Here is a 20,950-nt window from a genome sequence, read left to right on the forward strand (position 1 = left end):
CGTCGACAGCGCCGTCCTAGCGTTTCGCCCAGGTGGGTTCACGCCCGATCCCACGCCGCCCGCACGCCTTCCGGAGAACACGTGGACGCCCTCGACCTGGCCCGCTGGCAGTTCGGCATCACGACCGTCTACCACTTCATCTTCGTGCCGCTGACGATCGGCCTGTCGCCGCTCGTCGCGATCATGCAGACGATCTGGTACCGCACGGGCAACGAGCGCTGGCTGCGACTGACCAAGTTCTTCGGCAAGCTCCTGCTGATCAACTTCGCGATCGGCGTCGCCACCGGCATCGTGCAGGAGTTCCAGTTCGGCATGGCGTGGAGCGAGTACTCGCGCTTCGTCGGGGACGTGTTCGGGGCGCCGCTCGCCATGGAGGCGCTCGCCGCGTTCTTCGTCGAGTCGACGTTCCTCGGGCTGTGGATCTTCGGCTGGGACAAGCTGCCCAAGAAGATCCACCTCGCGTGCATCTGGGCGGTCGCGATCGCGACGAACCTGTCGGCGTACTTCATCCTCGCGGCCAACTCGTGGATGCAGCACCCCGTGGGCATCACGTACAACTTCGAGACCGGTCGCGCCGAGATGAACGACATCGGCGCGGTGCTCACGAACCCGACGGTGCTCGCCGCGTTCCCGCACACGATCACCGCCGCGCTCCTGACCGCGGGCACGTTCGTCGCCGGCATCGCCGCCTGGTGGATGGTGAAGAAGGTCCGCTCGGGCGACGCCGCCACGGCGCGTGACGTGTACCGACCGGCCGTGATCCTCGGTCTCGTCGCGATGCTCGTCGGCGGCGCGGGCGTCGCGATCTCGGGCGACTCGCAGGCCAAGCTGATGTTCGACCAGCAGCCGGCGAAGATGGCGGCCGCCGAGGGCCTGTGCGAGTCGGCCGACGGCGCGTCGTTCTCGATCCTCGCGATCGGCGACCTCACCAACGACTGCGCGGGCGTCAAGCACCTCATCGAGATCCCCGGCCTGACCTCGTTCCTCGCGACCGGCGAGTTCGACTCCCGGGTCCGTGGCGTCGACGAGCTGCAGGACTACTACGCGCAGTGGATCCGCGACTGGGAGGAGGCCAACGGCGTCGCCCCCACGTTCGACGACGACACGCGCTTCTACCCGAACCTCGCGATCACCTACTGGTCGTTCCGCCTCATGATCGGCTTCGGCGTCGGTTCGGCGGCCCTGTCGCTCGCCGCTCTGTGGCTGCTGCGCAAGAAGGGCGCGGTCACGGACAAGCCGTGGTTCGGCACGCTGGGCATCGCCGCGATCGCCACGCCGTTCCTGGCCTCGTCGTTCGGCTGGATCTTCACCGAGATGGGCCGGCAGCCGTGGGTGGTCGCCCCGAACCCGAACTCCTCGGGCGTCGACGGCGTGTGGCTGCTGACCGCGCGGGGCGTCTCGGTCGTCACGAGCCCCACGACGATCTGGATCTCGCTGATCGGCTTCACGCTCCTGTACGGCGTGCTCGCCGTGGTCTGGTACCGCCTCATGCACCGCTACGCGGTCGAGGGCGTCGCCGCCAGCGAGAAGGACCCGAGCCCCGAGGCGCGCGCCGCCGCCGGGGGCGACGGCTCCGACGACGACTCGACCCTGTCCTTCGCCTACTGAGCCGCGAGACGGAGACATCACCATGGAGCTCACGACCGTCTGGTTCGTCCTCATCGCGGTCCTGTGGACCGGCTACCTCGTGCTCGAGGGGTTCGACTTCGGTGTCGGCATGCTGCTCGGCCTCCTGCCCAAGAAGGGCGACAAGGAGCGCGAGCGACGCGTCATGATCAACACGATCGGCCCGGTGTGGGACGGCAACGAGGTGTGGCTGCTCACCGCGGGCGGAGCGACCTTCGCGGCGTTCCCCGAGTGGTACGCGACGCTGTTCAGCGGGTTCTACCTGCCGCTGTTCCTCATCCTCGTCGCGCTCATCGTGCGCGTCGTGGCGTTCGAGTGGCGCGGCAAGATCGACGACGACCGCTGGCGTGCCTGGGCCGACCGCGCGCTGATCTTCGGCTCTTGGCTGCCGTCCGTCCTGTGGGGTGTGGCGTTCGCGAACATCGTGCGCGGGGTCGAGCTCGACGCCGACCACCAGTACGTGGGCGGGTTCTTCGCGCTGCTCAACCCGTTCGCGCTGCTCGGCGGCGTGGTGACCGCCCTGATCTTCCTGACGCACGGCGCCGTGTTCCTGGCGCTGAAGTCCGACGGCGACATCCGCACGCGGGCCGGCGCCTTCGCCGCGCGCTCGTCGGTCGCGACGCTCGTCGCGGCGGGCGTGTGGGCCGTGTGGCTGCAGCTGTCCTACTCCGACGAGGGCTGGACGTGGGCCGCGGTCGCCGTCGCCGCCGTCGCGCTCGTCCTCCTGGTGCTTGCGACCCGCGCGCGCCGCGAGGGCCGGGCGTTCGTCGCGTCCGCCGTCGCGATCGTCGCCGCCGTGGTGCTGATCTTCGGCTCGCTCTTCCCGGACGTCATGCCCGCGTTCGACCCGGCGAACTCGCTCACGGTCGAGAACGCGTCGTCGACGAGCTACACGCTCACGGTGATGACGTGGGTCGCGGTGATCCTCACCCCGCTCGTCCTGCTCTACCAGGGCTGGACGTACTGGGTGTTCCGCAAGCGTCTGACGACCGAGCACCTCCCCGCGCCCGCGGGCCTGCGCTTCGAGCGTCCGGTCGAGGCGCACGCCGGTCCGACGGACTCCGCGGGATCGGGCACGATCGAGGGGTGAGACCGCTCGACCCGCGCCTGCTGCGCCACGCCCGCGCAGCGCGGTGGTACGTCGCCCTGACCGTCGCGCTCGGTTTCGTGACCGCCGCCCTGGTCGTCGCGCAGGCACTCCTGCTGGCACACGCGCTCGGGCGGGCCGTGTCCGACGGCGTGGACCTCGGGGCCGGCGCGTGGGACGCGCTCGCCCCGCTCGTCGGCTGGCTCGTGCTCGTCGTCGCCCTGCGCGTGCTCGTCACCGTGGTGCAGGAGCGGTACGCGCACCGGGCCGCGGCGCGCGCGGTGGCCGAGCTGCGCGAGCGCGTCGTCGCGCACGCCACCGCGCTGGGACCGCGACGGCTCGGCGACGGCCGCGCACCCGAGGTCGTCGCTCTCGCGACGCGCGGGCTCGACGACCTCGAGCCGTACTTCGTGCGCTACCTGCCGCAGCTCGTGCTCGCGGCGACGGTCACACCCGCGACGCTGCTCGTGGTGCTCGGGCTGGAGTGGGTGTCCGCGGCGATCCTCGCCGCCGTGCTCCCCCTCGTCCCGCTGTTCATGTGGCTCGTGGGCGTGCTGACGCAGGGCCGCTCGCAGCGGGGCCTCGCGGCCATGCAGCGGCTCTCGGCGCAGGTCCTCGAGCTCGTCGCGGGGCTGTCGACGCTGCGGGCGCTCGGGCGCGAGCGCGGCCCAGGCGCGCGCGTCCAGGCGCTCGGCGACGCGCACCGGCGGGCGACGATGGGCACGCTGCGGATCGCGTTCCTGTCGGGCATGGTGCTCGAGCTGCTGGCGACGTTGTCGGTCGCGCTCGTCGCGGTCGGCGTCGGGCTGCGGCTCGTGCACGGCCACCTCGACCTGGTGACCGGCCTCGCGGTGCTCGTCCTCGCGCCCGAGGTGCTCGCCCCGCTGCGGGCCGTGGGCGCGCAGTTCCACGCCTCGACCGACGGCGTCGCCGCCGCCGAGGCCGCGTTCGCGCTGCTCGAGGAGCCGCTGCCCGTCGCCGCGGCCGCCACCGGGCCGGCGCCCGACCTGAGCCGCACCGCCGTGCGGCTCGAGCACGTCACCGTGCGCACCGCCCGCGGCGCCACGCCCGACGACCTGAGCGTCGTGCTGACCCCCGGCCGGGTGACCGCACTCGCCGGGCCGCCCGGGTCGGGCAAGTCCACCGCCGTCGAGGTGCTGCTCGGCCTCCTGCCGCCCGACGAGGGCCGCGTGGTGCTCGGCGAGGACGCGGTCGTCGTCGCCGCCGACGCCCCGGGCACGGTCGACCTCGCCGACTTCCGGCGGCAGGTCTCGTGGCTGCCCCAGCGTCCCGTGCTGGAGCCCGGCACGCTCGCACAGGTCGTGGGCGGCGACGACGAGCAGCGCGCCGCCGCCGCGGCCGTGACGGGGCTCGACGTCGTGGTCGACGAGCTCCCCGAGGGCTGGGCGACCCGCGTCGGCCGGGGCGGGCACGGCCTGTCCGTCGGTCAGGCGCAGCGTGCGGCGCTCACGCGCGCGCTCGTCGTGGCGGCACCGCTCGTCGTGCTCGACGAGCCCACCGCGCACCTCGACGACGCGAGCGAGCGCGTGGTGCTCCGCACCGTCGCGGCGCTGCGCGACGCCGGACGCACCGTGCTGCTCGTCGCGCACCGGCCCGCGCTCCTCGCGTGCGCGGACGACGTCGTGGTGCTCGCGGGCGAGCGGGTGACGCCGTGACGGCGACCCGCCCCACGGCCCCGCGCGTGGTGGAGCTGCGCGACTCCCCCGCGCGCGGCACGCTGCGCCGGGCCGTCGCGCTGCTCGAGGTCGACCGCCGACGGTTCGCGTTCGCGGTCCTGCTCGGCACGCTCGCGCTCGGCTGCGCGGTCGCGCTCGCCGCCGTCTCCGCGTGGCTCATCGCCCGCGCCTCCCAGATGCCGCCCGTGCTGACCTTGTCGGTCGCGACGGTCGGTGTGCGTGCGTTCGGCGTCGGGCGCGGCGTGCTGCGGTACGTGGAGCGGCTCGTCTCGCACGACCTGGCGCTGTCCGGCATGAGCCGGCTGCGGACCTCGCTCTACGAACGGCTCGCGTCCGGGCAGCCGGGCGCGGTGCTCGCCGTGCGGCGCGGCGACCTGCTCGCCCGGGTCGGGGCGGACGTCGACGACGTCGGCGACCTCGTCGTGCGCGGCCTGCTGCCCGCCGCGGTCGCGGCGACCCTCGGCGTCGCGACCACCGCGGCCATGACGATGATCTGGCCGCCCGCCGGCCTCGCGCTCGGCGCCTGCCTGGTGCTCGCGGGGGTGGTCGCACCGTGGCTCGCCGACCGCGGCGCCCGCACGTCGGAACGGCTCGGCACCCGGGCCCGCGCCGACGTCACCGCCGAGGCCCTCGCGCTGCTCGACGACGCCGGGCCGCTCACCGTCGCGGGTCGTGTCCCGCAGCGCCTCGCCGCGCTGCGTGAGGCCGACGCCCGCGCGCGTGCCGCGGTGGACGCGGGTGCCGGCCCCTCCGCCCTGGCAGCCGGGCTCGGCCAGCTCGCCACGGGGCTGGCGGTGCTCGCGGCCCTCGTCACCGGCATCCCGGCGGTCGGCGACGGCCGGCTCGCCCCGGTGCTCCTCGCGGTCGTCGTGCTGACCCCGCTCGCCGCGTTCGAGGCGACGTCGGTCCTCCCCCATGCCGCGGTCCAGGTGCACCGCTCGCGCGCGGCCGCCGCGCGCATCCTCGCGCTGCTCGACGCGGCCGGCACCGCACCGGGCAGCACCGCACCGGACGGCACCGCACCGGACGGCACCGCGTCGGCCGATACCGCACCGGCCAGCACCGCGCAGGCCGCCGGCACGCGCGCGACGCGTCTGGCCGCACGCGACCTCGTCGTCGGCTGGCCGGGCGGACCCGACCTGCTGTCCCTGGACCTCGACCTGCGCGTCGGGCGCCTCGTCGCCGTCGTCGGTCCCTCCGGGACGGGCAAGACGACGCTCCTGCTCACGCTCGCGGGCCTGCTCGCACCGCACGCCGGCGACGTGGACGTGGACGGTTCGACCTCCGGCGGTGGCACGGCGCCGGTGCCGGGCCGCTCGACGTCCCTCACCGCCGAGGACGCCCACGTGTTCGGCACGACGCTGCTGGAGAACCTGCGCGTCGCGCGCGGCGACGTGACACCCGACGAGGCGAGCGCGGCGCTGGCCGCCGTCGGGCTCGGACCCTGGCTCGCGGACCTGCCGGACGGCCTCGCCACACCGCTCGGGCCGGACGGTCGCACCCTGTCCGGCGGCGAGCGCCGCCGCCTGCTGCTCGCGCGCGCGCTGCTGACCGGCACGCCGTTCCTCCTGGTCGACGAGCCGACGGAGCACCTCGACGGTGCGGGCGCCGACGACGTGCTGCACGTCCTGCGCGCGCAGCACGACCGGGGCGTGCTCGTCGTGACGCACCGCCTGACCGGGCTGGAGGTCGCGGACGAGGTGATCCGCATCGCGGACGGCCGGGTCGCGGCGCGCGGTACGCATGCGCACCTGCTCGCGCACGACGACGGCTACCGTGAGGCCGTGCAGCACGAGCTCCAGGACCAGCGATGAGCGACGACAACCCGGGCCCGGCCCACCGCCGCGGCGGCCGCGGCGAGGACGGCCTGGTCCCGGTCGCCGGACAGCCGTTCACCGGCGGCGTCATGTCCGACTCGCAGGCTCCGCCCGTCCCGCTCACCGGCGACGCGCTCACCGACCTGCTCGACGCGATCCTCGCGGTCGCCTCCGAGCTCGAGCTGCCCGCCGTCCTCAACCGGTTCGTGCAGGTCAGCGCGGAGCTCACGGGCGCCCGGTACGGCGCGATCAACGTGCTCGACGACAACGGCGCCTCCACCACGTTCGTCTACACGGGCGTGCCCACGGCGATCGCCCGGATGATGCGGCACGCCCCGCACGCGCGCGGCGTCCTCGGCCAGATCCCGGTCCTGGGCGCGCTGCGCCTCGACGACCTCACCGACCACCCCGCGTTCCAGGGCTGGCCCGCCAACCACCCGCCGATGGGCTCCTTCCTCGGCGCGTCCGTCCGGCTGGGTGACCACGTGTTCGGCCAGCTGTACCTGTCCGAGAAGCCGGGCGGGTTCACGGAGTCCGACGAGCAGACCGTGATCGCGCTCGCCGCCGCGACCGGTGTCGCGGTCGCGAACGCCCAGCTCTACGCCGAGTCCGGCCGCCGCGAGCACTGGCTGCGCGCGGGCCAGGAGATCACGACGATGCTGCTCGAGGGCATCGACGAGGAGGACGCGCTCGCGCACATCGCCGCCACGGCGCGCGCCGTCGCCGGGGCGGACACGGCCGCGCTCGCGCTGCCCGGTGTCGGGGGCCGGCTCATGATCGAGCTCGCCGACGGGCACGACGCCGACCGCCTGGTCGGCGTGCAGATGCCCGAGCACGGGCGTGCCTGGACCGTCATGACCGAGGGTCGGGGTCTGCTGACGCCCTCGCTGTCCGCGTCACGCAACGTCAAGGTCGAGCAGATGCGCGCGTTCGGCCCCGCGATGTTCGCGCCGCTGCAGACCTCCGGCCGCGGGGTCGGGGTGCTGATCCTGCTGCGGCGCGTCGGGTCGCTGCCGTTCGAGGAGAGCGACCTCGCCACCGCCGAGTCGTTCGCCTCCCAGGCCGCCCTCGCGTTCGTCCTCGCCGAGGCCCGGCACGCACAGGACATCGCCGCGCTGCTCGACGAGCGTGAGCGCATCGCGCGTGACCTGCACGACATGGCGATCCAGCAGCTCTTCGCGACCGGCATGCAGCTCGAGACCGTGCGCCGCCGCGCCGCCCGCGGCGTCGACCCGTCCGAGCTCACCTCGATCGTCGAGGAGGCCCTCGACAACGTCGACTCCTCCGTGCGGGAGATCCGCAAGATCGTCCACGCGCTGCGTGACCCCGACGCCGCCACCGGCCTCGTCGAGCGGCTGCGCCGCGAGGCGTCGCTCGCACGCACCGGCCTCGGGTTCGCCCCCTCGCTCGTCGTCCAGCTCGACGGCGCACCCCTGTCCGACGACGGGCTCGACGAGGACCGCCTCGACGAGCGCGTCGGCACGGAGCTGACCGACGACGTCGTCGCGGTCGTGCGTGAGGGGCTCGCCAACGCCGCGCGGCACGCGCACGCGTCGTCCGTGTCCGTCCGCGTGGACGTGTCGGGTCAGGGGCCGCTCGGCTCGGTGCGGGTCGACGTCGAGGACGACGGCCTGGGCCTGCCCACGACGCGCAGCCGCCGCTCCGGCACCGGCAACCTCGCCTCCCGCGCCCGCCAGCACGGCGGCACGTTCACCCTCGGCACCGCACCCGGCGGCCGCGGCACCCTCCTGAGCTGGCAGGCCCCCCTCGGCTGACCCGCACCTGGAGATCCCGGCGTGAGGTCCGCGTCGAGGCGGGCATGGCGAACGCGAGGTTCTGCTGCCTGATCGGCGTGCCCGAGCGGGTCGTGGCGGGCTGGCAGGACCGCGCCCGGGCGGTTGCCCGGTCAAGGGCGCTCGACCGTGAGCAGGTCACCGGTACCGATCTGGCGATGCGCTGCGCGTACGACGACGCGGGCAACGTCATCAGCGCGAAGGACCAGCCCACCGCGAAGATCGGCAAGGCGGCCCTGCCCTGGGACAACCAGTGCTTCCAGTACGACGAGCTGCGCCGCCTGATCCAGGCGTGGACCGCGAAGTCGGCCACCTCGTGCGCCGCGCCGAGCACAGCCTCCGAGGTGGGTGGAGCTGCGCCTTATTGGCACCCGTACACCTTGAACCGTCACGGCTTCTCGGCCGCTTCCTTGTGATGAAGGATGGCGAGATGCCTAAGAAGTACGACCCCGAGGTCAAGGCTCGGGCGGTGCGGATGGTGCGTGAGCACGTCAAGGACTACGGGTCGGTGACGGCGGCGTCGGTCGCGGTCGGTGCCCAGCTGGGGATCGCGCGGGAGTCGCTGCGTCGCTGGGTCGCGCAGGCCGACATCGACGACGGCGCCCGGCCCGGTGTCAGCACGGCGGAGTCCGAGGAGATCCGCCGGCTCAAGGCGGAGAACAAGCGGCTGGCGGAGGCGAACGCGATCCTGCGCGCGGCTTCCATTTTCTTCGCGGGAGAGCTCGACTCCCGAAACCGCTGATCATGGGGTTCATCGACTCCATGAGGGGCAAGGGCTTCGCGGTCGAGACGATCTGCGCCGTCCTGCGTGAGCAGGGCGTGCAGGTCGCCGCGAGGACGTACCGGTCCTGGTCCAGGCTGTCGCCGGCAGCGCGGACGGTGTCGGACGCGGTCGTGGTCGACGCGATCCGCTCGTCACGGATCGACGAGCACGGCCGACCGACCCCGGAGTCGCTCTACGGGCGACGCAAGACGACCGCGCTGCTGCGTCGCCGCGGCCTGGCAGTGGCGCACTGCACGGTCGACCGGCTGATGCGTGAGCACGGCTGGAACGGGTTGGGGGCTTGACCCCGGTTCTTGGACACGCTGAATCCAGCATCTGCTGGGGAAGCGAGATGATTCAGGAACCATGGCCAGGAAGAACTACTCCGAGGAGTTCCGTCGTCAGGCTGTCGACTTGTACGAGTCCATCCCGGGCGCCACGGTCCGCGGCATCGCCGAGGATCTCGGCATTGTGCGCGGCACGCTGCGGCACTGGCTCGAGGTCTACGGGACCGGCAAGAAGACCGCCGCTGACGGGACGTTGACCTCCAGCCCGCTGCAGTCCAAGACGTCCCCGGCGAGGTCGTCCGCGCCGGCCGGGGAGACGCCGGAGCAGAAGATCGCCCGGCTCGAGGCCAGGGTGAACGAGCTCGAGGTCGAGACCACCAAGCTCACGACCGAGCGGGAGATCCTGCAGCGGGCGGCCAAGTATTTCGCCGGGGAGACGCGCTGGTGAGTCGCTTCCAGTTCGTCGCCGACAACTCCACCACCTTCGAGGTGAAGCGACTGTGCGAGCTCGTCGAGATCGAGCGCTCGTCCTACTACGCCTGGCTCAAGGCGGCCCCTGCCCGCGGAGCCAAGGCGGCCGCGGACGCCGCGCTGGCCGAGCGGATCAGGGCCATTCATGCCGTCGACAACACCCAGGGCGCGCCGCGGATCACCGTCGAGCTCAACGCTCAGCTCGGCGACAGCGGTCCTGGCGGTGAGCGGGTGAACCACAAGCGCGTCGCGCGGGTGATGCGGGTCGAGGGCATCCGGGGCTATGTGAAGAAGCGCCGGGCGCGGACCACGATCCCCGAGCCGTCGGGACAGAAGTACCCCGACCTGGTCAACCGCGACTTCACCGCCGAGCGCCCCAACGAGCGCTACGTCGGGGACATCACCTACCTCCCGATCGCGGACGGCACGAACCTGTACCTGGCGACCGTGATCGACTGCTACAGCCGACGGCTCGTCGGCTGGGCGATCGCCGACCACATGCGCACCGAGCTGGTCGAGGACGCCCTGAAGGCCGCCGCCGCAACCCGGGGCAGCCTCAAGGGCGCCGTGTTCCACAGCGACCACGGGTCGGTCTACTGCTCCAAGGCCTACGCCAAGCTGTGCCGCAAGCTCGGTCTCACCCAGTCCATGGGCGCCGTCGGCTCCTCGGCCGACAACGCACTGGCGGAATCGTTCAACGCCACGATCAAGCGCGAGGTCCTCCAAGACGCCGCCTGCTGGCCCGACGAGCTGACCTGCCGCCGACAGGTCTTCACGTGGCTCGTCCGCTACAACACCCGCCGCCGTCACTCCTGGTGCGGCTACCTGTCCCCCTCCAACTACGAGGCCCGCCGGGCCACTACGCTGCCCACCGCTGCGTAATCACACCCCGTGTCCAAGATCCGGGGGTAGGGCCCTTGCGCCGCGGCCGGATGCACCGCACCACGATCCCCGCCAAGGACGGGGCCCGGGCCGGTGACCTGCTCAACCGGGACTTTCGTGCGGGCGCACCGAACCGGGTCTGGGTGGCCGACTTCACCTACGTGCGCACCTGGGCTGGGTTCGTCTACGTGTCGTTCGTCGTGGACGTGTTCGCCCAGAAGATCGTGGGCTGGCACGCGATGTCGTCCCGGCCGACCGATCTCGTCATGGTCCCGCTGCGGATGGCCCGTTGGTGTCAACGACGGACTGGAACTGACCCCGTAGCGACGGATTGGGATTGACCCCCAGGGGGTCGGTTCGTGCTACTGGTCGCGGTCCTTGGCGAGCAGTTCGCGGCGGGCCCGGGTGCGGTAGGACTCGCCCGCGAGGGTGAGGACCTCGGCGTGGTGGACGAGTCGGTCGATCATCGCGGCGGCGACGACCTCGTCGCCGAAGACCTCGCCCCAGCGCCCGAAGGGCAGGTTGCTGGTGACGAGGATGGAGCCGGTCTCGTAGCGGGAGTCGACGAGCTGGAAGAACAGGTTCGCGGCGTCGGTGTCGAAGGGGATGTAGCCGACCTCGTCGATGATGATCAGCTTGTAGCGGCGGATCTTCTTCAGTTCGGCCTCCAGCGCGCTGGCGTGGTGGGGCGGGCGAGGCGGTCGATCCAGTTCGTCGCGGTGTCGAACAGCACGCTGTTGCCGGACTGCGCGGCCTTGATGCCCAGCCCGATCGCGAGGTGGGTCTTGCCGAGTCCGGGCGGGCCGAGCAGGATCACGTTCTCCGCCTTGGGCACGAACGTCGCGGTGGCCAGGTGCGCGAGCACGTCCTTGCGCAGCGAGGGCAGGTGCTCGAGGTTGAAGTCCTCCAACGTCTTGATCGCCGGGAAGTGCGCGGTGCGGATCCGCATCGTCGTGCCGGCCGACTCCCGGTCGGCGACCTGGCGTTCCAGGACCGCGGCCAGGTACTCCTTGTGCGACCAGTTCGCCTCCCGCGCCTGCTCGGCCAGGCTCTCCCAGGTCCGCCCGATCGTCGGGGTCTTCAGGACCCTGGTCAGGTAGGCGAGCTTGGATCCCAGCCCGTCGGGGGTCGGTCTGGTCTTCGTCGTGGTGGTCATCTACCTCCCTTCAGCGGTTGCCGCTCCCGGGGCGGGGCGGGGGTCGAAGTCGACGCCGAACAGGGCGTCGTAGTCCGGCAGCGCCCGAATCGTCACGACGTGCCCATCGCCGTGAACACGGGTCGAGCGCGCCTGCTGCTGGCGGCGGATCGCGAGGTCTTGGCGCAGCGCCCTGGCCGTCGCCTGGTGGGTGGGGTCGGTGATCGTGCGGGCGTGGCCCCAGTCACGGGCGTGGTCGGCCACGACCTGCCCCGCGCAGGTCGCCACGACCCGGGCCGGGGTGGCCAGGACCTCGACGAACCGGCCGATGGCCCGCGGGTCGATCGAGTAGTCGTTGGCGTCGATGCGCACGTAGTAGTCCCGCCCGAGCCGGACCCGGTGCGTGAGCCCGATCGACGGTGCGACCGGCGGCAGGGCGACCATCGCCGCCCGGTCGGCCGCCCAGCGGTCCGTGGGCGTCAACGACCCGATCGAGCGCAGCACCCGCGTGTTCGCGCGCGTCGCCAGCCAGCCGCTGATCTGCTCGGTGAAGTCCACCGGCGAGGTGAACGTGCGCCCGGGCAGGAACGAGGTCTCGAAGAACCCGTTGCGACGCTCGACCAGGCCCTTGAACTCCGGATCTCGCGGCGGAGCGAGCTTGAGCCGGACCCCGATCGTCCCCGCGAAGCTGGTCGCCTCGATCGTGGGCCGCCCGGTCCCGCCGATCGCGGCCTCCCGGTCCCAGACCAGCGTCCGAGGACAGGCGTCCCACCCCGCGACGATCTGCCACATCCCGGCCAGGATGTCCCCGGCCTTGCGCGAGGCGATCATCACCCCGCCCGTGACGCGTGAGTACCCGCACGTCATCGCCAGCACCGGCAGCACCCGCTCCTGCCCGCCGCCCACGGGGATCGGCTGCGGCGGGAACCACAGGTCGCACTGGGCGACCTCTGAACCGCCCCGGGTTCAGTGGAGGCTCGGTTCTCTGGTCTCCAGCGTCGTCGACGCCGGGTTCTGACGGTAGTGGTTGGCCTCGTGCTCGGAGGGTGGGATGTCGCCGAGCTCGGTGTGCAGGCGCCGGTTGTTGAACCAGTCGACGTACTCGAGCGTGGCGATCTCGACGTCGTCGAGCGTGCGCCATGGTCCCTTGCGGCGGATCAGCTCGTTCTTGAACAAGCCGATCGTGGACTCGGCCAGGGCGTTGTCGTAGGCGTCGGCGACGGACCCGATCGAGGCGCGCATCCCGAGCGCGGCGAGCCTCTCGGTCAGCGCCAGACTGACATATTGGGCTCCCGCGTCGCTGTGGTGGATCAACCCGGCCAGGTCGTTGACCCCGGCGCGGCCGCGCGCCCAGACGGCCATCTCGAGGGTGTCGGTGACCAGGTCGGCGCGCATGCGGGTGTCGGCCTTCCAACCGACGATCATCCGGGAGAACACGTCGATGACGAACGCGACGTAGCTGAAGCCGGCCCAGGTCCGGACGTAGGTGAAGTCCGCCACCCACAGCTGGTTCGGCGCGGTCGCGGTGAACGCCCGGTTGACCAGGTCACCGGCCCGAGAACCGTCCTTGCCCGGGATTGTGGTGCGCTTGGCCCGGCCGCGGACGACTCCGTGCAGGTCAGCGGCCCGCATGAGTCGCTCGACCGTGCAGCGCGCGACCGGGTGACCGGCGCGGTGCAGGTGCTTCCACATCTTCCGCGCCCCATAGACCGAGTAGTTCGCCGCGTGCTCGACGACGATCACCTCGCTCAGCGCCGCGTCGGTGAGCGCCCGCTTCGAGGGCGGTCGGACCTTGGCCGCGTAGTAGGTGCTCGGGGCGACCTGCAGTTCCGCGCAGATCGGCTCGACCCCGAACTCCTGACGGTGGGCGTCGATGAACGCCACTACCTGGTCGACGGGCGGTCGAGCTCCGCCGCGAAGAAAGCCGACGCACTGCGCAAGATCGCGTTCGACCTGCGCAGCTCCCGGTTCTCCCGCTCCAGCTGGGCGATCCGCGCCGCATCCGCAGTGCTCGTCCCGGGCCGGTCCCCGGCGTCGATCTCGGCCTGCTTGACCCACCCGCGCAGCGTCTCCGGGTTGATCCCGAGTTGCTCACCGATCCGCCGCGCCGCTGCCGGTCGGGTCGCCGGGTCCTTCCTCGCGTCCAGCACGAGCCGGATCGCCCGCTCCCGAAGCTCGTCCGGGTACTTCCTCGGTGCTGCCATGACTCTCATCCTCCGTGGATTGAGAGCCTCCATGGAACCCGGGGCGGTTCACTCGCCGGGGTCGTACTCGACCCGGTCGGCCGGGTCGGGCGGCACGAACAACGGCCGCAGCTCACGGACCCGGTCCTTCAGGACCGTCAGCGACCGCGTCCACCCGATCCGCTCCGCGATCACCGTCGCAGGCATCCGCGGGAACTCCGCCAGCAACGCCCGGATCTGCGGCTCGACCGCGTCGACGGCCGAACCCCGCGGACCGCGCTCGCGCGAGGGCGGCGCCTCGGCCCGTAACGCTGCTCGGACCGTGTTGCGCGCCAGCCCGAGCCGACGCGCGATCTCCTTGATCGGGACCCCTTCGGCCCGATGCAGCCGACGGATCTCAGCCCAACCTTCCAGCGCAATCACCCCTCCAGAGTCCCGGAGGGGGTCAGTCCCAATCCGTCGTCAGGGGGTCAGTCTCAGCGCGTCGTCGAGAACACCGCTCCGCGGCTCCGGCCGCCCACAGGTGGACAGCGGGACCCCGGCTGACCGCCCGCACACCGGCCGCACCGTCACCGTCCGTAGACCGGCTCGCGACGAGCGCGTGCGGCCCGTGCACGGCCTGGGTGGGTGCGAGGCACCCCGCTCCCCCGCAGCCTTGATCCTCACGCACGAGAGCCCCCCGTCAAGAGCGCTGCGCGTCACTCCGTGATGCGTCTACGCCGCACCCTTGACGGGGGGCTCTCGTGCGTTGGCTGGCCGCTATCGGGGACGGGGGAAGTGCCGGGGGCCGGCCTCAGACCGACGTCGCCTCGTCGGCCTTGGCCAGCGCCCGCGACACGCTGGACGCACCGACGCCGAGCACACGTGCGATGTGCGCGATGCTCTGCCGGTGGACAAGGACCAGAGGAGGCCTCCGGCGTGACGATCTACACGACCAACGAGTGGCAGGGGCACGGCAAGCAGAACTACTACTGGAACGAGTACCGGCTGGAAGGCAACAGCGTCGTCAAGTACAAGTGCCACCGACAGAAGTTCTTCGATGGCGACGAGAGCACCTGGCATCACGATGAGGAAGTCGTGGAGTCGTGGGACCTCGACGATTCGAGCATGCCCGACTGGCTGCGCCAGTACCTCTGAGGGGATCATCCGGGCGACCGTGTTGATCCGGCGCTGTCCGATCAGACGGTCGTCGTCTCCTCGGCCTTCGCCAGTGCGCGCGAGACGCTGGACGCGCCCACGCCGAGCACGCGGGCGATGTGCGCGATGCTCTGACCCTGCTCGTGCATCCGCGCCGCGGCCGCGGTGCGCTCGGGGGTCATCACCGACGGCCGGCCGCCGACCCGGCCCTGCGCGCGGGCGTGCGCCAGGCCGCGGCGGGTGTTGTCGCGGATGGTGTCGACGCGCAGCTGCGCGAACACCGCCACGATCCCGAACAGGGCGCGGCCCATCGGGGTCGTGGTGTCGATGTCCGGCTCCGTCAACGACTTGATGTTGACGCCGCGCTCGTGCAACTCGTTGATGGTCTCGATGGCCATCTTCTCGCTGCCGGCGATCCGATCGAGCCGGCGCACGAGCAAGGTGTCCCCGGCGCGCAGGTAGTCCAGGCACGCGAGCCACTGCGGGCGGTCCCTCACCCGGCTGGACTCGCCCTGGTCGACGAACACCCGCACCGCGCCGGCGGCGCGCAGCTCGGCCTCCTGCGCGGCCGGGTCCTGGTCGTGACGTGACACGCGCGCGTAGCCGACGACGTTGCTCATCGGCCCTCCCCTCGTCCCGTGGTGTAGCCCTGCCCCGGCAGACCCAGACCGGTGCGACGGGGCCGCTCCGTGGTGCTCTGCGCGGCCGTGCTGGGTCCCGGGGTAGCCGGTCGCGGGTAGCTCGCGCTGAGCAGCGAGCGCACTTGTGCGGCGGCGTCGACGGCGGGTGCTGGCGCTGCCGGGCGCTCGACCGCGATGTGTCGGAACACCGGTACGAGCGAGTCCGGCACCGGGTCGTAGGCGAGCAGGTCCGGGCGGGTGAACTCCGAGGCCTGGTTCCACTCGAGAGGTGACACGCGGTCGAAGTCGAGGGCGAACCTCGATCGCGCAGCGACGTGCTCCATTAACACCTTCGACGTGCGCCCGTTGCCCTCCCGGAACGGATGAGCCTGGTTCAGATAGGCGAACACGGTCGCTGTCCGCTCCCCGAACTGCTCGCGGTCCAGCCGCTCCCATGCGGTGCTCTCGACCAGCCGGTGCACGTCGCTGAGGTACCGGTCGATCTCGCCGGTCTTGACGTCTCCGAATCCACGTCCGGAGCCCTTGGCCATGTTCACGCCGCGGAACTGTCCGGCCCACTCGTAGACGTCCTGGAACAGGTGCTGGTGAATCGCTCGCACGTGGTCGGCGTCGAACGTGTGCGACACGAGGTCCGGCCGGGCAAGGAGCTGCCGCTGACGCGCACCCGTCATGCGGTACTCGTAACTGCTCAGCGCCTCCGCGCTGCGCCACTCACGCAGGTTCCGCATGACACCCTGGCCGGTCCGCGGGTCATAGGTCTCGGGGTAGAAGTAGAACTCCCAGGAGTCGAACCGGGTAGCCACCTACAGAGCAGCACGCTCGCGCGAGATGGCACGCTCGGCCTTCGCGACCGACCGCCGCTGGTACTCCTCGAACGTGATCGCACCGCGCGCCTCGTCGATCAGGTCCGCGACGTCCTCACGGTTGGGCTCCCAGCCCTCGTGCCACGCACTGGCGAGCGACTGCACGACCGCGCGGCGCTGCGCGCTGTCGAGCTGCGCAAACAACTCAGGCCAGCGCTCCTCAACGTCGAACTTTGTAGCCACGGCGCGGGTCCCCTCTCCTGTGACTTTCGGCGCTAAATGGCGGGGTTCTGCCGCCGCAGCGTGGCGGGACAGTCAGGTGGCGCCGGGAGTGATGGGTCGCAGGACATCCTCGACCTCGTCGTGTCCCTTCCCGGGCCCGATCTCGGCGCGCTGGTGCTGGCACCACTCCAGGGGCGTGCTGCCAAATCTCGTGTCGCGGCGCGTGGGGTCTGCGCCGTGATGGAGCAGGCGGGTAACGCTGTCGGCTCGGCCGGAGAAGGCGGCCTCGTGCAGGGCGGTGGATCCGTCCCGGTCGACCCCATCTACGGGCGTGGACGCTGCGATGAGCTGATCGATCACGTTCAGCCGGCCGTGTGCCGCGGCAGTCCGCAGGGCCGCGACGCGATCCTCTTCACAGGTCTCGGAGCTCAGGGCGCCGGTGACGTCACCAGCAGCCGCAGCCTGAACCAGGTCCTGCGCTCCGGCGGCGAGTAGGACGTCCACGACGTCGGTCATGCCGAAGACGACAGCGTGTCGGAGGGCGGTCCCTCCTGGGACGCCACCGGCGGTGGGCGACGCGGTCGCGTCCAGGTCCGCTCCAGCCTCGACGAGGACCCGCGCGACCTCCGCGTCGCCGTAGCTGGCGGCGGTCATCAAGGGCGTCTCGGCGTCCAGGGGATCGCCTTCGACCGGAGCGCCGGCGTCGAGGAGCGCGCGGGCGAGAGCAGCGGTGCCGGGGACGTCTCGCCAGGTGTCGCGCGTGGTGTCGAAGCGCATCATCGCCACGTAGCCCAGGGGGCTGGCTCCGTGCAGGTGGTCACACCACCCGGACATCCTCTGGACGGCCAGCTCGGGGTGCGCGGCGAGCAGGTCGACCAGCCGGGCGGCGTCGCCGCTGTCCAGGATGGCGCGTCGCTGGACCTCGAGCTTGAGCTTGGCCCAGTGGGGGAACCCGTACTCGCGGGCCACGGAGAGTTGCGCTGAGCTCAGGGCGAGCTGCTCGGATACGGAGCGGATCCGGGCGACGGCAGCTGGGTCACCGCGTTCGGCCGTCCGTAGAAGGTCCTTGGCCTGGCGCCGGAGCTGCTCGAGGTCGGCGCGCGCTGGCAGAAGGGGCATGACGTCTCCTTAGGAGCTGGCGGCCCGCGCTGCCAGGCAGAGGAGATCGTCGACGGGAGTGGTTCGTCGTGGTGCTGTGGAGGTGGACTCAGTCCTGTCCGCGGGCCCGGTGGCGCCCTCCGCGCCAGCACCGACTCTAAGCCCGCGGCCGCCTGTCAGTGGGTGGGGATGACGTGGCAGACGCCGTCCTCGGAGCAGGCCGCGGGGTTCAGGGTGGCTGCGCGGTCCCGGAGCCGGCGGACCTCCTCGCGCGTCGCCTCGAGCTCTGCGATGCGCTCGTCCAGGGCAGCGGCGTGTCGCTCGAGCAGCGCGGTGACGTGTCCGCAGGGCGGCCCTTGGTCTTCGCGGACCGTGATGATGGTGCGGATCTCGGCGAGGCTCAAGCCGGCACCCTGGGCGGCTCGGACGAAGCGGAGCCGCGCGAGCGATGTCTCGTCGTAGTCGCGGTAGCCCGACGCGGTCCGGGCCGGCTGCGGCAGCACCTGCGCCTGCTCGTAGAACCTCAAGGTCTTCGTCGTCATACCCGCCTGCTCGGCCAGCTCCCCGATCCTCATGGTCTCAAGGCTACGTCTTGACCTTGCCGTGCGGTGGAACGTTTACGGTCCGTCGATGGGCATGGAAGAGACGTGGGACCTGGTCGTCATCGGTAGCGGAGGGGCGGCGATGGCCGCGGGGATTGAGGCCCGGTCGCGCGGGAAGTCGGTCTTGCTGGTCGAGCACGGGGTGCTGGGTGGAACGTGCTTGAACGTGGGGTGCATCCCGAGCAAGAACCTGCTCGCGGCCGCGGGGCGCCGTCACCGGGCGCTCGTCAACCCGTTCCCCGGCCTCCCGACCGGCGCGGGGGGCGTCGACCTGGCGGCTCTGATGGCGCAGAAGCAGGAGCTGATCGACCGGCTCCGTCAGGCGAAGTACACCGACGTGGCCGAGGCGCACGGCTTCCCGGTCATGTACGGCCACGCGCGATTCGTCGACGAGCAGACGCTCGAGGTCGACGGTGAGCGAGTCGCCGGCGCGGCATACATCGTCGCGACAGGCTCGGCCGCTCACATCCCGGCCCTGCCAGGCATGGACACGATCGACCCGCTGACGAGCACCACCGCGATGGAGCTGCAGGACATCCCCTCCTCGATGGTGGTGCTCGGCGGTGGGTACGTCGGGCTCGAGCAGGCCCAGCTCTGGTCCCAGCTCGGTGTCGCGGTCACGCTCGTCGGCCGGCTCGCGCCTCACGCCGAGCCAGAGGTCGCGGACGTGCTGCGGACCGTGTTCGCCGACGACGGCATCACCGTCGTGGAGGAACGCGCGGTGGCGCTCGAGCGCACCGCCGACGGCGCCGTGCTGGTCCGGACCGAGCGCGGCGCGCAGCTGACCGGTCAGCGTCTGCTGGTGGCCACCGGGAGGCACGCGAACACCGACGACCTCGGGCTGGACGACGCCGGGGTGCACACCGACGACCGACGGTTCATCACGGTGGATGCGCACCAGCGCACGAGCAACCCGCGGATCTTCGCCGCCGGTGACGTCTCCGGCGCCCCGCAGTACGTCTACGTCGCTGCACAGACCGGTCACGCTGCAGCTGCCGGAGCCCTTGGCCGGCCCACCACCGTCGACTACCGCGGCCTGCCGTCGGTGACGTTCACGACCCCCCAGCTCGCCTCCGCGGGCCTGACCGAGCAGCAGGCACTGGCCGCCGGGCACGAGTGCGACTCCCGGGTCTTGGATGCCCAGGACATCCCCCGATCGCTCGCCAACCGCGACACCCGCGGCACGCTCAAGGTCGTCGTCGACGCCCACACCCGCAAGATCCTCGGGGTCCACGCCGCCCTCGACGGCGCCGGCGACGTGATGCTCGCCGCGACCTACGCGATCAAGTTCGGGCTCACCGTCGACGACCTCGCCGACACCTGGGCGCCCTACCTGACCATGAGCGAGGCGTTGCGCATCTGCGCCGGCCTCTTCCGCAGCGACATGCCAACGAGCTGCTGCGCGTGAACGGCAGCGGCTGACCGGTTCCGCGCGGCCCGTGTCCCACTTCCTTGGAAGTGGAACAGGCGGGGAGCCCGCAGTTCGTGCGGAGACCGTGTGGTCTTGGCGTTCAGGTGGCGGGGCCTTGTCGGTGTTCTGTGGCGGTCGGGTCAGCTGGCGCCGACAACCAGGGGGTGATCGCGGGTCTACCGCGAGATCTGCCAGCGCGGCCACGCGATGGCAACACCGGCGCGGCTATCCACCATGCCTCTCCTCGGAGCTCTTCGCTCCGTGCGTGCAGTCTCTCAACCGAGATGCGTCATGGGCCGGGGCAGGGCGTCAGAGGCCGAAGGCTCCGCCGCTGACGAGGATGACGATGCCCAGGCCGATCAGAACGATCGGGAACAGCACGTGTTCCCAGCGTTCGAGGACTTCGGCGATCGGTCGGCGCGTGGCGATGAACTTGGCCAGCATGACGAGGATCGCGACGAGCAGGAGGAAGACGACACAGTAGGCGACCACGGCTACAGGTCCCACGTTGAGGAAGACCGGGACGTAGACGCCGATGTTGTCTCCTCCGTTGGCGAAGGTGACCGCGGCGACGGTCAAGACGCCGACGTTCTTGCCCTCAACCTTGGCGTCATCGTCATCGTCGTCGCTCCCGCGCCAGGCCCGCCATGCGGCCCACAGGCCTAGGGCCAGGGGGATGAGCCCGAAGTAGGGGATGGCTTCTTCAGGAAGGAATGCTCCCGCGCCCAGTGACACGAGCACGGCGGTGCCCAGGATGCCGGCGAACCCGAGGTACTGGCCTGCGGTGATCCGGGCCGTCGTCCCGCGTTGCCCTGCGCCCCGGGCGAAGAACAGCGAGAGCACGATGATGTCGTCGATGTTGGTGGCAACGAACAGGCCGATCGCCTGCAGGACCGAGGAAACGATCACGCGTCAGGCTCCGCGTTGGCGCACCCGGGAACAGGGCAGGCAGGATCGATGCAGGGAGCGTTCTCATTCACGGCGAGGGTGACCTCGACCAGTGCGTTGAGCGCCCGTGCCAGGTGCGGGTCGGCGATCTCGTAACGTGTCTGGCGGCCCTCGGGCTCGGCGACCACGATGCCGCAGTCGCGCAGGCAAGCCAGATGGTTCGACACGTTCGAGCGCGTCAGCCCGAGGTCGCGTGCCAGCTCTGCCGGATAGGCGGGCCGCTCCAACAACGCCATCAGGAGCCGTGACCGTGTTGGGTCGGCCATTGCCCGGCCCAACCGGTTCATCACGTCCAGGCGAGTAGCAATGCTCAGCATGTGCTGAACTATACAGCACTGACTGAACCG

22 protein-coding genes, 2 pseudogenes and 1 other annotated feature are annotated in these 20,950 nt (G+C 71.6%); of the genes and pseudogenes, 12 read left to right on the forward strand and 12 right to left on the reverse strand.

Translation table 11 applies throughout. The annotated features are described in order from the left end of the window. The first annotated feature begins 81 nt into the window (after window positions 1–81). The 10 genes and pseudogenes from CBP52_RS07435 to CBP52_RS07480 all read left to right on the forward strand — a co-directional run. Window positions 82–1,608 carry a cytochrome ubiquinol oxidase subunit I gene (locus CBP52_RS07435; RefSeq protein ID WP_094180431.1) on the forward strand — a complete coding sequence of 509 codons (1,527 nt, stop codon included), beginning with the start codon at window positions 82–84 and terminating at the stop codon, window positions 1,606–1,608. Between the two features lie 22 nt (window positions 1,609–1,630). Then, complete coding sequence (cydB, locus tag CBP52_RS07440) at window positions 1,631–2,716, forward strand: cytochrome d ubiquinol oxidase subunit II (RefSeq protein WP_094180432.1); 1,086 nt, start codon at window positions 1,631–1,633, stop codon at window positions 2,714–2,716. Next, window positions 2,713–4,389 (forward strand): thiol reductant ABC exporter subunit CydD, encoded by a 1,677-nt coding sequence (cydD, locus tag CBP52_RS07445; protein WP_094180433.1) that lies wholly within the window; start codon window positions 2,713–2,715, stop codon window positions 4,387–4,389. The genes cydB and cydD overlap by 4 nt, the downstream gene beginning before the upstream one ends. Then, on the forward strand, window positions 4,386–6,224 hold the full coding sequence (gene cydC / locus CBP52_RS07450; RefSeq protein ID WP_232514702.1) for a thiol reductant ABC exporter subunit CydC: 1,839 nt from the start codon (window positions 4,386–4,388) through the stop codon (window positions 6,222–6,224). The genes cydD and cydC overlap by 4 nt, the downstream gene beginning before the upstream one ends. Continuing rightward, window positions 6,221–8,002, forward strand: a complete 1,782-nt coding sequence (locus CBP52_RS07455) for a GAF domain-containing sensor histidine kinase (protein ID WP_094180434.1) — start codon at window positions 6,221–6,223, stop codon at window positions 8,000–8,002. The genes cydC and CBP52_RS07455 overlap by 4 nt, the downstream gene beginning before the upstream one ends. A gap of 44 nt (window positions 8,003–8,046) precedes the next feature. Then, complete coding sequence (locus tag CBP52_RS07460; protein ID WP_094180435.1) at window positions 8,047–8,436, forward strand: hypothetical protein; 390 nt, start codon at window positions 8,047–8,049, stop codon at window positions 8,434–8,436. A 14-nt stretch (window positions 8,437–8,450) separates the two neighbouring features. Then, the gene (locus tag CBP52_RS07465) at window positions 8,451–8,762 is read left to right on the forward strand and encodes a transposase (protein ID WP_157732536.1); all 312 of its coding nucleotides are present in this window, start codon (window positions 8,451–8,453) and stop codon (window positions 8,760–8,762) included. Window positions 8,763–8,764: 2 nt separating this feature from the next. Continuing rightward, a complete protein-coding gene (locus tag CBP52_RS07470) occupies window positions 8,765–9,088 on the forward strand; it encodes an IS3 family transposase (protein ID WP_094180437.1) in 324 nt (107 codons plus the stop codon). Window positions 9,089–9,149: 61 nt separating this feature from the next. Further along, window positions 9,150–10,423 (forward strand): IS3 family transposase gene (locus CBP52_RS07475; protein WP_094180161.1). Its coding sequence is split into 2 segments (ribosomal slippage): window positions 9,150–9,498 and window positions 9,498–10,423, totalling 1,275 coding nucleotides; the frame shifts between segments, so codons are not numbered across the junction. A 23-nt stretch (window positions 10,424–10,446) separates the two neighbouring features. Further along, window positions 10,447–10,734, forward strand: a pseudogene (locus tag CBP52_RS07480) (DDE-type integrase/transposase/recombinase); the annotation flags it as partial. 51 nt (window positions 10,735–10,785) lie between these two features. Here the strand turns inward: CBP52_RS07480 and CBP52_RS18675 are convergent. From CBP52_RS18675 to CBP52_RS07500, 5 genes and pseudogenes are all read right to left on the reverse strand, one after another. Continuing rightward, entirely contained in the window at window positions 10,786–11,133 is a 348-nt protein-coding gene (locus tag CBP52_RS18675; RefSeq protein WP_369826342.1) for an ATP-binding protein, read from the reverse strand. After that, a complete protein-coding gene (locus CBP52_RS18680; protein WP_369826322.1) occupies window positions 11,079–11,579 on the reverse strand; it encodes an ATP-binding protein in 501 nt (166 codons plus the stop codon). The genes CBP52_RS18675 and CBP52_RS18680 overlap by 55 nt, the downstream gene beginning before the upstream one ends. Beyond that, window positions 11,580–12,464, reverse strand: coding sequence for a hypothetical protein (locus CBP52_RS07490; protein ID WP_369826323.1), 885 nt, complete (start codon window positions 12,462–12,464; stop codon window positions 11,580–11,582). 60 nt (window positions 12,465–12,524) lie between these two features. Next, window positions 12,525–13,762 (reverse strand): IS3 family transposase gene (locus CBP52_RS07495; protein ID WP_232514680.1). Its coding sequence is split into 2 segments (ribosomal slippage): window positions 12,525–13,483 and window positions 13,483–13,762, totalling 1,239 coding nucleotides; the frame shifts between segments, so codons are not numbered across the junction. Continuing rightward, window positions 13,371–13,484 (reverse strand) — a sequence feature (AL1L pseudoknot). (Overlaps the previous gene by 114 nt.) 51 nt (window positions 13,763–13,813) lie before the next feature. Continuing rightward, window positions 13,814–14,164: pseudogene (locus CBP52_RS07500) on the reverse strand (helix-turn-helix domain-containing protein); the annotation flags it as partial. A 495-nt stretch (window positions 14,165–14,659) separates the two neighbouring features. Here CBP52_RS07500 and CBP52_RS07505 point away from each other — a divergent pair. Further along, window positions 14,660–14,878 (forward strand): hypothetical protein, encoded by a 219-nt coding sequence (locus tag CBP52_RS07505; protein ID WP_094180439.1) that lies wholly within the window; start codon window positions 14,660–14,662, stop codon window positions 14,876–14,878. A 41-nt stretch (window positions 14,879–14,919) separates the two neighbouring features. On the opposite strand, the gene CBP52_RS07510 is transcribed toward CBP52_RS07505, so the two are convergent. The 5 genes from CBP52_RS07510 to CBP52_RS07530 form a co-directional block, all read right to left on the reverse strand. Next, window positions 14,920–15,498 carry a recombinase family protein gene (locus CBP52_RS07510; protein ID WP_094180440.1) on the reverse strand — a complete coding sequence of 193 codons (579 nt, stop codon included), beginning with the start codon at window positions 15,496–15,498 and terminating at the stop codon, window positions 14,920–14,922. Next, window positions 15,495–16,322, reverse strand: coding sequence for a Fic family protein (locus CBP52_RS07515; RefSeq protein ID WP_232514703.1), 828 nt, complete (start codon window positions 16,320–16,322; stop codon window positions 15,495–15,497). Before CBP52_RS07515 ends, CBP52_RS07510 begins: the two co-directional genes overlap by 4 nt. Beyond that, on the reverse strand, window positions 16,323–16,526 hold the full coding sequence (locus CBP52_RS07520; RefSeq protein ID WP_243860739.1) for a hypothetical protein: 204 nt from the start codon (window positions 16,524–16,526) through the stop codon (window positions 16,323–16,325). Between the two features lie 111 nt (window positions 16,527–16,637). Beyond that, complete coding sequence (locus tag CBP52_RS07525; RefSeq protein WP_094180442.1) at window positions 16,638–17,663, reverse strand: ankyrin repeat domain-containing protein; 1,026 nt, start codon at window positions 17,661–17,663, stop codon at window positions 16,638–16,640. A gap of 155 nt (window positions 17,664–17,818) precedes the next feature. Further along, window positions 17,819–18,217, reverse strand: a complete 399-nt coding sequence (locus CBP52_RS07530; protein ID WP_198303547.1) for a heavy metal-responsive transcriptional regulator — start codon at window positions 18,215–18,217, stop codon at window positions 17,819–17,821. Between the two features lie 55 nt (window positions 18,218–18,272). Between CBP52_RS07530 and merA the strand changes: the two genes are divergently transcribed. Further along, window positions 18,273–19,652, forward strand: coding sequence for a mercury(II) reductase (merA, locus tag CBP52_RS07535; protein ID WP_094180443.1), 1,380 nt, complete (start codon window positions 18,273–18,275; stop codon window positions 19,650–19,652). A gap of 312 nt (window positions 19,653–19,964) precedes the next feature. On the opposite strand, the gene CBP52_RS07540 is transcribed toward merA, so the two are convergent. Then, the gene (locus tag CBP52_RS07540) at window positions 19,965–20,564 is read right to left on the reverse strand and encodes a cadmium resistance transporter (RefSeq protein WP_013115601.1); all 600 of its coding nucleotides are present in this window, start codon (window positions 20,562–20,564) and stop codon (window positions 19,965–19,967) included. Continuing rightward, complete coding sequence (locus tag CBP52_RS07545; RefSeq protein ID WP_090034559.1) at window positions 20,561–20,920, reverse strand: helix-turn-helix transcriptional regulator; 360 nt, start codon at window positions 20,918–20,920, stop codon at window positions 20,561–20,563. Before CBP52_RS07545 ends, CBP52_RS07540 begins: the two co-directional genes overlap by 4 nt. Between the last annotated feature and the right edge of the window lie 30 nt (window positions 20,921–20,950).

This window comes from Cellulomonas sp. PSBB021 (genome assembly GCF_002240455.1).
GTDB lineage: Bacteria > Actinomycetota > Actinomycetes > Actinomycetales > Cellulomonadaceae > Cellulomonas > Cellulomonas uda.